Source organism: Pseudomonas sp. H1_D05 (assembly GCF_054682705.1).
Genome location: NZ_CP162825.1, coordinates 5330504 through 5345012, shown reverse-complemented (window position 1 = coordinate 5345012; position 14509 = coordinate 5330504). Strand labels below are relative to the sequence as shown.

Sequence of the window (14509 nt, the reverse complement as noted above, 5' to 3'; positions counted from 1 at the left end):
CTCTTGCATGCGAATCGCCCTACAAACTGCGTCGACTCAGTTACCCGTCAGTCTTTCGTTGCAGTGTCTACGCTTGCAGAAGTCGCTTCGATGAGTGTGCCCATGCAAGCCCTGTTCAATTACTTCAAGGCCGTGATTCACCCTGGTCAGGCCGTCCTGCTGTTTGCCCTGCGAACCATTGCGGCGGGGTTGCTGACGCTGTATCTGGCGTTTCTGTTCGATCTCGATCAGCCCAAGTGGTCGATCATGGCGGTGGTCATTGTCAGCCAGCCGTTGGCCGGAATGGCGCTGGCACGCAGTTTCGGCCAGGTGATCGGCACGACGCTTGGGGCAGCGGTGGCGGTAGTGATCATGGCGATCTTTCCCCAGGCCCCGCTGCCATTTATTACCACCCTGGCCCTGTGGCTGGCGCTGTGCACGGCCGGCGGCACGTTGCTGCGCTACACCAGCTCGCAAGCGTTTGTGCTCAGTGGTTACACCGCTGTGGTCGTGGCGCTATTGGCAATTCCCGACCAGGACGGCACGTTTCTGTTGGCGGTAACCCGCGTCACGGAAACCTTGCTGGCCGTGGCGTGTGTATGTGTGGTCAGTCTGCTGACGGCGCGGCCGCAAGCGGTGGCCAAGGGGTATTTCGCCAAAGTCGATCAGGTGATCAAACTGGCCGCCAGCCATGCCGCCGCCGTGCTTCGTACGGAAGAAAGCGAAGCGGAGTTCCAGCGCCGGCAAATGCAACTGCTCGGCGAGATCAGCGCCCTTGAAGGCCTGCGGCGGCACTTGTATTTCGATGCGCCGCGCTTGCGCAGCGCCAGCCATCTGGTGCTGCTGTTGGGCAACCAACTGATGCTGCTGACCTCTCGGTTGACCGCATTACGTCATCAGCGCGAACTGCTTACCGAACGCTGGGAAGGCGATCTGCCGCTGGACATCCAGCGCTTGCGCGCCGAAGAGCTGGCGCTGCTCGATCAGTTGGCGGAGCAGGGGCGAGCGCTGCCCGAACCCGCACGCCAGCACTTCGTCAAGCTGCAACAACAGTTCGAGGCGTTGGCGTATCAGGCCGAGCAGTTGACTGAAGACATGAGCGCCACCTTGCGCTCGCTGGCCTGGGCGCTGCGCTGGGAACAAGCGCGGCTATTGCAGCAACTGGAGCAAATCCTTGAACTGAGCGATGCGATTCAGGAAGGGCGCGAGGCCAGTTGTCTTTATCCCGGTCAGGTCAGCCCTCTGCATCTGGATTTCACCCTGGCGTCGATGAATGCGATCCGTGCGTTCACCGCGCTGCTGGTCGCCGGATTGATCTGGATCGAAACCGCGTGGGACGGCGCGCGGGGCGGGATGATTCTGGTCGGAATCCTCTGCTCGCTGATGGCGACGTTCCCGCGTCCGCTGATGGCCGCGCAGAGTTACGCCCGTGGCCTGGGGCTGGCGCTGGTGGTCTCGGCGTTCTACCAATTCATGCTGGTGCCGGCGATCAGTGATTTCGAGCTGTTGGCAATGTTGCTGGCGCCGCTGCTGTATGTGATCGCAATCGGTCTGGCCAGCCCGGCGACGGCGGGCATCGGCATGGGGCTGGGGTTGTCGAGTTTCCTGATGCTCGGCCCGCAGAATGTCGGTACCGGGCAGAACACGGCGATTCAATGGTTCGAATTTGCCGGCGCCTATGTCAGTGCGGCCATGCTTGCCCTGATCGTTTATGCGTGGATTTTCCCGTTTCGCCCGGCGTGGCGCCTTCGCCGTTTGTATAACGAAGCGCGCGAGCAGGTGTATGCGCTGACCAAAACGCCCGCGACCGATGAGCAACAGTTTGCCTTTGAAAGTCGTATGGTCGATCGCCTGACCAGCATGCTCGGCCTGCTGCCGGCGGTGAACAGCCGGCCCATGCAGCAACTGTATGAAATCAGCCTGGCTTGCGTAGCTCTGGGTGTAGCGATGCATCAATTGAGGCAGCAGGCACACAACAATGCATTGCTGACGGACGCTTTCAATCAGCGTCTGGCTTCGGCCGTGCGCAAGACCGGGCGCTTTGTCGCCGGGCGGCAGGACGTTCAACTGGCGCCATTGTTGGCCACGCTACACACATTGGGCGACGAGCTGGATGAATTGCACGTCGCCAGCCATGAACATGTGTGGTCGCTGTTTCGTATGCGCGTGGCCCTGCTGATCGTGGTGTCATTCCTGCAGCGCCACGGTGACGCTATCCAGCATTCTGTTCCGGAAGGAGAAGCAGCCCTTGCCCATTGATTTCGAGATAGGCGGTGTCTATCTGCCACCGATTGCTCAGGCGCTATTGTTGGCCATCCCGATATTCATGCTGCTGGACTGGGGATTGCGGCGTCTGGGCGTGTTGCGTCTGGTCTGGCATGAGGCGCTGTTCGAGGGCGCCTTGTATGCCTGTGTGTGTGCCACGCTGATTTTGCTGATGGGAGCCTGATGCCTTGAAAGTGCTATTCACGCGATTGATTACATTGGCAGTGGTGTTGCTGGCGATCGTACTCGGCTGGTTTGCCTGGGAACATTACACGCGCGCGCCATGGACTCGCGATGCCCGGGTCAGGGCAGACGTGGTGACGCTGTCGGCGGATGTATCGGGGCGTATTGTCAGTCTGGCGGTGCAGGACAACCAGCATGTGCAGAAGGGGCAGCTGTTGATGGAGATCGACCCGGCGCGCTACCGCCTGGCGGTAGAGCACTCGCGGCGTTCGGTGGAAGTGGCGAAGGCAACGCTGGGGCAGTCGCAAGCGGCCATTGTTGCCAGTGAAGCCTTGCTCAAGCAGCGGCAAAGCGAAGAGCGTCGGCGGCGTACGCTCAAGCAGGGTTTTGCGATTTCCGGGGAGGAGTGGGAGAAGTCCAGTACCGATGTGGCGGTGGCCCAGGCGGATCTGCTGCGCAATCAAGCCAATCTCGGCCTCGCAGAGGCGAACGTGCAGTTGGCGATTGCCGCAATGACCCAGGCCGAACTGGATTTGCAGCGCACCCGCGTCGAGTCGCCAGTCAGCGGTTACGTGACCAATCTCCTGACCCGGGAGGGTGACTACGCGGTAAGCGGCGGCGCTTTGATGGCGCTGGTCGACAGTGATTCGTTCTACATCAGTGGTTACTTCGAAGAAACCAAACTGCCGCGAATCGGCGAGGGCGATCGGGTGCGGGTGCAATTGATGAGCGGGGAGACGTTCGGCGGCACGGTGCAAAGCATTGCCTTCGCCATTGCCGACCGCGAAAACGCACCGGGCAGCCGGCTGCTGGCCAACATCAACCCGAGTTACACCTGGGTGAAACTGGCGCAACGGGTGCCCGTACGGATCGAGATCGATGGCGACTACACCGGCAAAAACCGCTTGCGTGCGGGCACCACAGCGACCGTCACCGTGCTGGAAAACACCCAATCTGAAGAACACCGTTAACCCTGTGGGAGCGAGCCTGCTCGCGAAAGCAATGGATCAGCCCCGATGGTGTCGCCTGACACACCGCATTCGCGAGCAGGCTCGCTGCCACAAGATTTCATTGATCAAAAATAAAAAAAAGCCCCGCGACCGAATGATACGCGGGGCAAAAAAATTGGTTGGTTGCGGCCAACCAAAGGAGCTCTTTAACAATCGATTACTTGCTGGCGACAGTCTCCGGTTGCCAGCCGCCGCCAAGGGCCTTGTAGATCGCGACGATGCCGCGATACAGGTCGACTTCGGCCTGGGCCTGACTGTCTTCGGCGTTCAGACGTTCACGCTGAGCGTCGAGCAGCACGAGGAAGTCCGTGGTGCCTTCGCGATAGCGGATTTCAGCCAGGTCAGCAGCCTTGCGGCTTGATTCACTCTGACGGATCAACGAGATCAGGCGTTGCTGGCGCTTGCCGTAATCGCTGAAGGCGTTTTCTGATTCTTCCAGTGCCAGCAGCACTTGTTGCTCGTAAGTCGCCAATGCGCCTTCGGCTTCAGCATCGGAGCCACGCAAACGCGCGCGCACGCTGCCAAGGTCGAACGCGGCCCATGTGATGCTCGGGCCAAGTGCCCAGTGCGTTGGCCGCCGAGGAACCGATTTGCGAACCACGCCCGGCTGTCCAGCCGAGGAAGCCGCTGAGGCTGACCCGTGGGAACAGATCGGCTTTCGCCACGCCGATACGCGCCGTGGCCGAAGCCAGATTGCGTTCGGCGCTGAGGATGTCCGGACGACGTTGCAGCAGTTCGCCCGGGTCACCGATCGGCAAGGCTTTGGCAATCGCTGGTAAGTCTTTTGGACTCAGATCAACGGTCAGCTTGTCCGGACGCTCACCGAGCAGGGTGGCGATGCGGTTTTTCTGCCGAACCTGTTCCGCCTGCAACTGCGGCACGGTGGCTTCAACGTTGGCCAGACGCGCATCGGCGCGCTCGACATCGAGCTGATCACCGACACCGGCGTCTCGCAGGCTGATGGTGATCTTGCGCGACTCTTCCTGGTTTTTCAGGTTGGCCACGGCGATCTTTTCGCGCAGTTGCGCACCACGCAGTTGACCATAAGCGTCCACCAGTTCGGCAATCATGGTGACTTGCAGTTGGTACAGATCGGCTTCGGCGGCTTGCTGGTCGGCGTCGCTGGCTTCCAGATTGCGCTGAATGCGGCCAAACAGGTCCAGCTCCCAGGCCATGTCCAGACCGAGGTCATAGCGTTCGCTATTGACCCGGTCGGTGGTCTGGCCGGGGATTTGCCCCTTGGCCAGATCACTGCTGGCGCGGCTGGTGATGGTCGGCATCGCATCGTTGCTGGCGTCGTCGCGGATCGCCCGGGCGGCTTTCCAGCGGGCGAACGCCACGCGCAGTTCACGGTTGCCTTGCAGTGATTGGGTCACCAACTGGTTGAGGGTCGGATCGTCGAATTGCTGCCACCAGATGCCTTCGAATTTAGAACGGTCGAAGTTCTTTTGCCCGGCGGCGCCGTCGGTGGCGGCCGTGATATTGGCTGCCTCCGTGGCTGGGGTCTTGTAGTCGGGGCCGACGGCGCAGGCACTGAGGGCCAGCACCAGCAGACTCGGCAGGAAGACTTTCAGACTCATTGTTGCGCCTCCAGTTTCAGAGCTTTGGCCGCTTTGCGGGCTTCGCCGCGTTCGACAAAGTTACGGATCAGTACGTAGAACACTGGCGTCAGCAACAGACCGAAGAAGGTCACCCCGAGCATGCCGGAGAACACCGCCACACCCATGGCGTGACGCATCTCGGCACCTGCACCGCTGGAGAACACCAGTGGCACCACACCCATGATGAACGCGAAGGAGGTCATCAGGATCGGCCGCAGACGCAGACGGCAGGCTTCGAGTACCGCCGCGAGCGGATCGAGGCCTTCTTCCTGCTTATCCTTGGCGAACTCGACGATCAGAATCGCGTTCTTACAGGCAAGTCCCACCAGTACGATCAAGCCGATCTGGGTGAAGATGTTGTTGTCACCGCCCGAGATGATCACGCCGGTGATGGCCGACAGCAGGGTCATCGGCACGATCAGGATCACTGCCAGTGGCAGGCTCCAGCTTTCGTATTGAGCGGCGAGCACCAGGAACGCCAGCAGTACGCAGAGCGGGAACACGAACAGCGCGGTGTTGCCGGACAGGATCTGCTGGTAAGTCAGGTCGGTCCACTCGTAGGTCATGCCGTTTGGCAGTTCATCCTTCAGCAGTTTCTCGATGGCTTTCTCGGCCTGGCCGGAGCTGTAGCCCGGGGCAGCCGCGCCGTTGATTTCTGCAGTGATGAAGCCGTTGTAGTGCATCACGCGATCCGGACCCGAGGTGTCGCTGACCTTGATGAAGGTCGCCAGCGGGATCATTTCGCCTTTGTTGTTGCGTACTTTCAGCTGACCGATCTGATCGGATTCGAGGCGGAACTGTTGCTCGGCCTGAACGTTGACCTGATAGGTGCGCCCGAAGCGGTTGAAGTCGTTGGCATACAGCGAACCCAGATAGATCTGCAGGGTGTCGAAGATGTCGCTGACGGCCACGCCGTGAGTCTTGGCTTTTTCACGGTCGATGGCGGCATCGACCTGAGGCACGTTCACGGTGTAGCTGGTGAACAGCCCGGCCAGTTCCGGCACGCTGTGGCTTTTGTTGATGATGTTCATGGTCTCTTTGTACAGCTCGTCGTAGCCCAGGTTGCCCCGGTCTTCGATTTGCAGGCGGAAACCACCAATGGTGCCCAGACCTTGTACCGGCGGTGGCGGGAAGATCGCCATGTACGCCTCTTGAATGTTCGCGTACTGGCCGTTCAAGGCTCCGGCAATTGCACCGGCGGACATGCTCGGATCTTTACGTTCGTCGAACGGTTTCAGGGTCACGAAGACGATGCCGGCGTTCGGGCTGTTGGTGAAACCGTTGATCGACAGGCCCGGGAACGCTACGGCGCTTTCCACGCCTGGCTGTTTCAGCGCCAGGTCGGACATGCGCTTGATCACGTCTTCAGTGCGATCCAGGCTAGAAGCGTCCGGCAACTGCGCGAAAGCCACCAGGTATTGCTTGTCCTGGCCGGGTACGAAACCGGTCGGGGTGCTGGAGAAACCGAAGAAGGTCAGCACCATCAGGCCTGCGTACAGCAGCAGGGCGATGCCGCTGCCACGGATAACCCGGCGCACGGTGCCGACATAACCATGGCTGGCACGGTCGAAGAAACGGTTGAACGGACGGAACAACCAGCCACCGAAGATCTTGTCGAGCACTTTGGAGAAGCGGTCTTTCGGTGCGTCATGGCTTTTCAGCAACACAGCGGCCAGTGCTGGCGACAGGGTCAGCGAGTTGAACGCCGAGATCACGGTCGAGATTGCAATAGTCAGTGCGAACTGCTTGTAGAACTGCCCGGTGAGGCCGGAGATAAACGCCGCCGGAATGAACACCGCACACAGCACCAGAGCCGTGGCAACGATCGGGCCGGTCACTTCACGCATGGCGCGCTTGGTGGCTTCGACCGGATTCAATCCGAGCTCGATATTGCGCTCGACGTTCTCCACCACCACGATGGCGTCGTCCACCACGATACCGATCGCCAGTACCAGACCGAACAGCGACAAAGCGTTGAGCGAGAAGCCGAACAGGTGCATCACCGCAAACGTACCGATCAACGACACCGGCACTGCAACCAACGGAATGATCGAGGCACGCCAGGTTTGCAGGAACAGGATCACCACCAGCACCACGAGAATCAGTGCTTCGAAGAGGGTGTGAACCACCGCCTCGATCGAGCCTCGCACGAAGATCGTCGGGTCATAGACGATGCTGTAATCCATGCCTTGCGGGAAGTTTTTCTTCAGCTCGTCCATCTTGCCGCGAACTTCGTTCGAGATGTCGATGGCATTGGAGCCTGGGCGCTGGAAGATCGGAATGGCCACTGCCGGCTGGTTGTCCAGCAACGAACGCAGCGCGTATTGGCTGGAGCCCAGCTCGACGCGAGCGATGTCTTTGAGGCGAGTGATTTCACCGTTGTCGCCTGCGCGAATAATGATGTTCTCGAACTCTTCCTCGCTGACCAGTCGGCCCTGAGTGTTGACCGACAGCTGGAAGCTCTGAGCATTCGGGGCAGGGGGTGCACCGAGTTGACCGGCCGCGACTTGACGGTTCTGTTCACGAATTGCGGTGACCACATCAGTCGCCGTCAGATTGCGCGAAGCGGTCTTGTTCGGGTCAAGCCAGACACGCAGCGAGTAGTCGCCCATACCGAACAGCTGTACGTCGCCGACACCGTTCAGACGAGCCAGCTCATCCTTGATATTGAGGATCGCGTAGTTGGACAGGTAGAGCATGTCGTAGCGCTTGTCCGGGGAGGTCAAGTGCACAACCATGGTCAGGTCGGGCGACGCTTTGTCGACGGTGATACCGATGCGCGTCACTTCTTCGGGAAGTTTCGGCTCGGTACGGGTCACCCGGTTTTGCACCTGCACCTGCGCATTGTCCAGGTCAGTGCCCAGTGGCGAAGGTAATGGTCAGGGTGATCTTGCCGTCGGCGGTCGACTGCGAGGACATGTACAGCATGTTCTCGACGCCGGTGATGGCCTGCTCCAGCGGAGCGGCCACGGTTTCACCGATGACTTTAGGGTTGGCGCCCGGGAAGTTGGCACGTACCACCACGGTAGGTGGCACGACTTCCGGGTATTCGCTGATCGGTAGCTGGAACAGCGAGATTGCACCGGCGATCAGGATCAACAGCGACAGCACCGCTGCGAAGATCGGCCGTGAAATGAAGAATTGGGAAAAATTCATCGGAGTTGTCGTCCCTTAACCGCGTGGGGTCGTAGCGGCCAGCTTCACAACCGAACCAGACGCGCCTTTGGCAGGAGCGACTTTGGGCAGGTTGCTGGCTTCCAGCGCTTGACGTTGTTGAGCGAGTGCCGCGATGGTCTGTTCGCTGGCCATCGGCACCACTTCAGGGGTAACCGGGGAGCCAGGACGAACCCGTTGCAGACCCTTGACGATGATCGTGTCGTCCTTGTTCAGGCCGGTACGGACGATGCGCAGGCCTTCGATCTTCGGACCCAGTTCAACGGCGCGGTACGCGGTTTTGTTGTCCGCATCCATCACCAGTACGAACTTCTTGCCCAGGTCAGTGCCGACCGCTTCATCGTTGATCAGCATGGCGTTGTAGGTGCCGCTGCCGACCAGTTTCAGGCGTGCGTACAGGCCCGGGGTGTAGGTGCCATCGCTGTTGTCGAACACCGCGCGACCACGGATGGTGCCGGTTTTCGGGTTGACCTGGTTATCGACGAAGTTCATCTGACCGAGGTGCGGGTTGCCGTCTTCGTTGGACAGGCCCATGTACACCGGGGTGGTCGCGCCGCGCTGACCGTTACGGGCGAGTTGGGTGTATTTGAGGAACACACGCTCGTCGGCGTCGAAGTAGGCATAAACACGGTCGGTGGAAACCACACTGGTCAGCGGCGTGGTGTCGGCGGTCACCAGGTTACCGGCGGTGATCTCGGCACGGCTGACGCGGCCACTGATCGGCGCGGTGACGCGGGTGAAGCTGAGGTTCAGTTTGGCCAGATCCAGTTGCGCTTGCAGGGCACCGACGGCGGCGCGGGCTTCTTGAGCGGCGCTGGTGCGCGAGTCAGCCAATTCGGCGGAAATGGCGTTGCTGGCACGCAGGCGTTCACCACGACCGGCTTCGTTTTCACTGCGGGTGGCGTTGGCGCGGGATTGAGCGACCAGGGCTTCGAGGCGGCGTACCTCAGCCTGGAATGGACGCGGATCGATCTGGAACAGCAGGTCGCCTTTCTTGACCAGTGCGCCTTCAGTGAAAGCGACGTCATCAATCTGGCCGGAGACCCGTGGACGGATTTCAACGGTTTCCGGCGCTTCGAGGCGCCCGGTGAATTCGTCCCACTCGTTGACCGGTTGCTCGAGCACCTTGGCCACGCTGACTTTCGCAGCGGGCATAGTGGCGGCAGTCTCCGGAGTCTTGCCGCAGGCGCTCATCACCAGTACGGCCAACATGGCCAACGGGAAGCGCAAATGTTTGAGTGACTGTTCCATGGATGCATCCGCCAATGTATTGAAGATGGGCGGATGATGCTCGGCGGGGTGTGATGGCACGAATCGAATGAAGCAAAGGTAACTATCATTCGGAATGATATAAGACCCGAACGAGCCCTCTAGCATGCACCTTTCGTTAGGTGGCTATCAATCTACTTGGTGGCAATTCTCTGTTGCCTGACCTGCAAAAGTCAGGAGCGAGGCTGCGCGGCGGGGATTACGCGGGGATTAAAAATGCCGAACCCGCCACGGCGGCGGGTTCGACAATGCGGTCAGAGTTTCGGCAACTGGCCGATGCGTCCGATCATTTCCGTCACGATCTGCAGATCCAGCTGGAATTGCTCCACAGTCTTGAACTCGCCATCGGTGTGACCGGTGTATTTCACGTTCGGCATGGCCAGACCGAATTGCACGCCGTTCGGCAATTCATGCACCGAGGTGGCGCCAGCGGAAGTGCCGAACTCGTGCTTCATACCGAGGTTTTCAGTCGATACCGCCAGCAGCGCCTTGACCCATTCACCTTCAGGGTTGCGGTACATCGGCTCGGCGATCGAATAGTCGAAGGCAACGGCTACATGGCTCTTCTTGCTCCATGCCGCCAGTTTCTCAGCGATTTCAGCTTTGAGCTTCTCCGGCGACTTACCTTTCGGAACGCGCAGGTTGACCGCGAGTTTGAACGCTTTTTCGTCCATGCCGACGTAGGTCAGCGAGGTCGTCAGCGGTCCCATGAAGGCATCGGAGAAACCGACATTCAACTTGTTGCCCAGGTAATCCAGACCCCAATTGTCGGCAGCGTAACGCGCGGCATCGGTGATGTGGTTGTGCTTGAACGCGACTTTGCCATCAAGGCTATTGATAAAGACCAGCATCCGCGCGACCGGGTTGACCCCGGATTCGGGCTCGGAGGAGTGCGCAGATACGCCAGTCACGGTGAGTTTGACGTCTTTGCCGTCGACCTTGGCGCTCACCTGGAAATCGCCGCCATTGCGCTTGGCAAACTCGTCACCGGCCTTTTGCAGACTGGCGGCCAGTTCCGCAGGCTTGTCGGTTACCAGGGTGGCGACCGACGCCGACGGAATCTGGTTGGTTGCCAGGCCACCGGTCATCGAGATGATTTCCGCGCCTTTGCCTTCACCTTTGCGCTTGGCAAAGTTGGCCATGACGGTGCCGTAGCCTTTCTCGGCAATCACCACCGGGTAGCCGCCGTCCAGCGCCAGGTTGTAGTTCGGCGTCGGGTTGCGTTCGAAGTAGTAAGGGATCGCGTCGCCCGTGGTTTCTTCGGTGGTGTCGACCAGCAACTTGAAGTTGCGCACCAGCGGCAGTTTTTCTTCATTGATGACTTTCATGGCATATAGCGTGACGACGATGCCGTTCTTGTCATCCTCGGTGCCGCGACCGTACATGCGATCGCCGATCAGGGTGATCTTGAACGGGTCGAGGCGAGTGCCATCCTTGAGCACCCAGTTTTCCGGCGTCACCGGCACCACGTCGGCGTGCGCGTGAATACCAACCACTTCATCACCGCTGCCATCGAGGGAAATCTCGTAGACTCGGTTGTCGATGTTGCGGAATTTCAGATTGAACGACTCGGCGAGACTTTTGATCTTCGCCGCGATCTTGATGAATTCCGGGTTGTCGTGCTGCTCAACGCCGTCCTTGCGAAAGGTCGGGATTTCCACCAGTTCGCGCAGGGTTTCGGTGGCGGCAGTGCTGTATTTCGCTCGCGTGTAGATGCCCAGCAGACGATAGATTTCGTTCTGCTGATCGGCGTTTAAAGTCTTGTTATCGAGATAGGCGCCAATCGCCGGACCGATGTCGGCGGTCTTGGCCAGATCGCTCTTGCTCAGGCTGCCGAGGAACTGACGGAAGTCTGTGGCTTTGTCTGCACTGTAAGTCTTGAGAATTTCAGCGCTCTGCTGCGGGGTGATATTGGCTTGCGCGGGCGCCGTGAACACGGCAAGACCGGCCAGCATCAACGTGGTGGCAGCCAGTTTTTTGAAAGGGACATTCATTACGAAGGGCATTCCTTTGCAGGGCAGTGAGTTAGGCGTGTCTCAAGGTTGAGACACATACACTTACAACCTAACACCGTGTCAGAGCCTTGCGGGAGTCCTGAAAGGGGATGTGTCGCACAAAAATGCAAAAGAGGCGCACAAATGAAAAAGCCCGGGGAAGGTTTCCGGGCTTTTTTATGGGTGCTCACCTGACGACCAGCGCTTCTCCAAATCCTTGCGCCAGGTTCAGCAAAGCGCGGCTATCTGAAGATCTGTTCAATCATGATCCTGGAGGGGATGAATAACGTGTTCGTGTAATAGGCCTCATACCCATAGGCGGTTATGCGAACTTTGCACGGGATCGAAGTTTGCGACGTCAGCAACGGTTTGATGGCGTCGTAGTCATTCAAGTCGCGTTGCGTACCATCCGGATTGGTGTAGTAGAAGATCAGGTCGGAGGAAAACTTGTAATTGGGCCTGGCTTGACCGCTTGCGTTCACTCGCCCTTCAGCTTTTACCGCGATTGAATGCTCGGATGTGAACTCCATGTCGCGATTGAGAGAGCAGATCAGGGTAGGGTTGAGCTGGTTGGAGTTTTCGTAATCATTGAAAGCGTTCTGCAAATCCACGGTGGAGTTGAAGTGTGCCGTGAACAGATTGGCGGGGCCGAGCTCAAACGAAGATAGCGTGAGGTCGGCGGGCGGAATGCTGGCCGTTTTTACGCAGCCGGTGCAGAGTAGAACGCCCAGGTAGATGATGCTGCGCAATCTGTTCATGGATCGAATGTCGTGCCCAACCCGCAAGCCAACGTCAACGTGGAAGTTCCTTGGCGCGCAGATGTAGTAGGGTTTGGCGCAGGGTCATGATTCTTTACTTGCTTGAACTTTGGAAAGGTCCAATCGCTTCAGTAGTTCCATGATTATCTCCTGCGTGTTGAGCGGGAAAGGATCAGCACTTGTCCTAGAGAAGTCCCTGCCGGCAAATAGCTTGGACGCGATGGCAATCTTGATCTTGTGCTGTTCTTCGTCAGGAAGCGACGCTAGAAATGGTGAAATGGCTTTTAGATCAAGCGATGTCTGCAGGTGCTGGTACTGCTGTTCGCGATGCTTTGCGGATTCCCTGGCAAGGTAAGCTGCAGGCACCGAAAGGAGGAAGGTCAGGGTTATCCGGAACAAAGACTTTTGCCAGTTGAATTCTGTGCCAATGGTTTCCCAAAATGAATAGCCAAGAGAGACGGCGATCATGGCCATGCAGAGCAGTGAGCCGATACGGAGCCAGTCGGCTTTGTTTTTTTCTTCAGTGGCGCTTTTCTCATAGTCGCCAGCGACTGCTCGGCCAGAGACGTGACCGAGGATGTTGTCGATTTCGGATTTTTTGCCTTCAATCTCTTGCAGTGCTTTCGAATAAAGGGTGGTTGTTTTTTCTATCTCAGTATTGGCTGTTGACTCAAGAATGTTCAGCTTTTGCTCAATATTAGCGATTCTTAAATCACTTTTCGTGAGAGCATTTTTAAGCTTTGAGTCGCGTCCCTCCTGTCCTGTCCAGGATGATTTTACTTTGTTACTTCGACTGATCGAGGAATCGGGCGCGGTGAGAACATTTTTGATTTCAATGGGTTCAATTGGTTTTAGTGGCGTAGGTGGATCACGAAACAGGACAAGAAGATTACGCGAACTTTCTGCTAGCTCTGCTTTTGTTTCTTCATAGTCGTCATTTTCTGAAGTAGGTGATAGCACCGCTATCGCTTCCGCCGCTCCAGCGATTCTTTTTGCACATTCAAGAAACTCCGCACTATCGCCGCTGTTGAGCGCATTGACGAGCTCCTCAAATGTTCGCTTCGACCTCTGGAATGCAGAATTCACTATATCGTCGACTGGGGTGTCGGCGAGTAAGTCTTTGAACCTGATCAATGAGTTTTCTATTTCACCCAGTAGTTCTATTATTTCTTGTGTGTTTTCTTGCATAGATGGTTCGCAACTCGAATCTGGTGTCGTGAAGAGGCGAAAACTCCGTTTTCACCGTGTCATATAACGTTTGCAGCCTGTGGTGATCAATGCGCGGGCAATTCAAGACTATCCGGATCGCCAAAAAACATTTTGACTAGGCTCTAGGACGATATTTTCAGGCAGAAAAATATCAAATATGCCCCCAATTTTGCCCCCAGTTGCATGCGATGCACTCGCAATTGCGAGTGCACGCCCTGGCGGTGATGCTACGTGGGGCTTGATGGCTTTCGGTGGCGCAGCCCTTTTGAAATTGGCTGGTTCGCTCGCCTTACACATGCTCACTGGCTGCGAGTCTGCCGGTATCTACTGATGCATCTCCGTCACGGACATGGTGAACACCAACTTGGATCTGCCAGCGTTGGAATAGGAATGAGGTACATCGGTTTTCGCCACTGCCGAACTCCCCGCAGGGATGACCAACTCTGTTTCCCCTACCACGCATTTCAGCGTGCCTTTCTCCACATGAAACAGTTCAAGCGTGCCCTGAGGATGCCCCTGTGAAGCGAAAGATTCGCCTGGATGCATTTCCCAACGCCACAGCTCGATCATATTAGGGCCGGACGTTCCCGCCAGGAGGCGCGCCGTTCCTCCCAGGTCACCGGTCCAGAGCGTGGGGATGTCTTGGCTGTCGATGATATGGGCGGATGGGGCTTCGGTCACATTGACGATGTCTGCAACAGACAGTCCAAGCGCGGCGGCGATTTTGCAAAGGATGCCGATACTGGGGTTCGCCGTACATTTCTCTATTTCGACAACCATTCCTTTGCTCACGCCAGCACGGCGGGAAAGTTCATCCAGCGTGATCTTCTGTGTTTTGCGTGCCTGTTTAAGTGTGCGCGCAACGGCCAGGCTGACGGCATGAGCATCAGCGCCAGGGGTAGTCGACAGGCTGGTATTGGTGGTCATTGATGAAGGTCATGAGAAAAATGTGCTGGGATTCTCGGCCTTTATAAGTAGCTCCGTCAATCGGCTCAGCCGTTATAGTAGATGATAATGGTCATTATATTGACTTTATTGGTCGTCGCTGACTAGCATGAAATGACATT

The 14509-nt window shown here is 57.9% G+C and carries 8 protein-coding genes and 2 pseudogenes; 3 read left to right on the top strand and 7 right to left on the bottom strand.

Features of this window, described 5'->3' with window-relative positions:
* Positions 1 to 102 precede the first annotated feature (102 nt).
* The 3 genes from AB4O11_RS24080 to AB4O11_RS24070 are packed head-to-tail and all read left to right on the top strand — an operon-like array spanning position 103 to position 3398.
* Positions 103 to 2238: an FUSC family protein gene (locus tag AB4O11_RS24080; RefSeq protein ID WP_460128915.1), complete on the top strand. Its 2136-nt coding sequence runs from the start codon at positions 103 to 105 to the stop codon at positions 2236 to 2238.
* Entirely contained in the window at positions 2228 to 2428 is a 201-nt protein-coding gene (locus tag AB4O11_RS24075) for a DUF1656 domain-containing protein (RefSeq protein WP_007914938.1), read from the top strand. Before AB4O11_RS24080 ends, AB4O11_RS24075 begins: the two co-directional genes overlap by 11 nt.
* A 4-nt stretch (positions 2429 to 2432) precedes the next feature.
* Positions 2433 to 3398 carry an HlyD family efflux transporter periplasmic adaptor subunit gene (locus AB4O11_RS24070; protein ID WP_460128913.1) on the top strand — a complete coding sequence of 322 codons (966 nt, stop codon included), beginning with the start codon at positions 2433 to 2435 and terminating at the stop codon, positions 3396 to 3398.
* A gap of 196 nt (positions 3399 to 3594) precedes the next feature.
* Here AB4O11_RS24070 and AB4O11_RS24065 read toward each other — a convergent pair.
* The 7 genes and pseudogenes from AB4O11_RS24065 to AB4O11_RS24035 all read right to left on the bottom strand — a co-directional run bounded on the left by AB4O11_RS24065 (position 3595) and on the right by AB4O11_RS24035 (position 14369).
* Positions 3595 to 5017: pseudogene (locus AB4O11_RS24065) on the bottom strand (efflux transporter outer membrane subunit).
* A pseudogene (locus AB4O11_RS24060) lies at positions 5014 to 8194 on the bottom strand (efflux RND transporter permease subunit). The pseudogenes AB4O11_RS24065 and AB4O11_RS24060 overlap by 4 nt, the downstream one beginning before the upstream one ends.
* 15 nt (positions 8195 to 8209) lie before the next feature.
* Complete coding sequence (gene mexE, locus AB4O11_RS24055) at positions 8210 to 9463, bottom strand: multidrug efflux RND transporter periplasmic adaptor subunit MexE (protein ID WP_093431287.1); 1254 nt, start codon at positions 9461 to 9463, stop codon at positions 8210 to 8212.
* A 272-nt stretch (positions 9464 to 9735) separates the two neighbouring features.
* On the bottom strand, positions 9736 to 11475 hold the full coding sequence (locus AB4O11_RS24050; RefSeq protein ID WP_460128912.1) for a dipeptidase: 1740 nt from the start codon (positions 11473 to 11475) through the stop codon (positions 9736 to 9738).
* Positions 11476 to 11717: 242 nt separating this feature from the next.
* Positions 11718 to 12233, bottom strand: a complete 516-nt coding sequence (locus AB4O11_RS24045) for a hypothetical protein (RefSeq protein WP_460128910.1) — start codon at positions 12231 to 12233, stop codon at positions 11718 to 11720.
* An 84-nt stretch (positions 12234 to 12317) separates the two neighbouring features.
* On the bottom strand, positions 12318 to 13421 hold the full coding sequence (locus tag AB4O11_RS24040) for a hypothetical protein (protein ID WP_460128908.1): 1104 nt from the start codon (positions 13419 to 13421) through the stop codon (positions 12318 to 12320).
* 345 nt (positions 13422 to 13766) lie between these two features.
* The gene (locus tag AB4O11_RS24035) at positions 13767 to 14369 is read right to left on the bottom strand and encodes an XRE family transcriptional regulator (RefSeq protein WP_027616434.1); all 603 of its coding nucleotides are present in this window, start codon (positions 14367 to 14369) and stop codon (positions 13767 to 13769) included.
* Positions 14370 to 14509 lie beyond the last annotated feature (140 nt).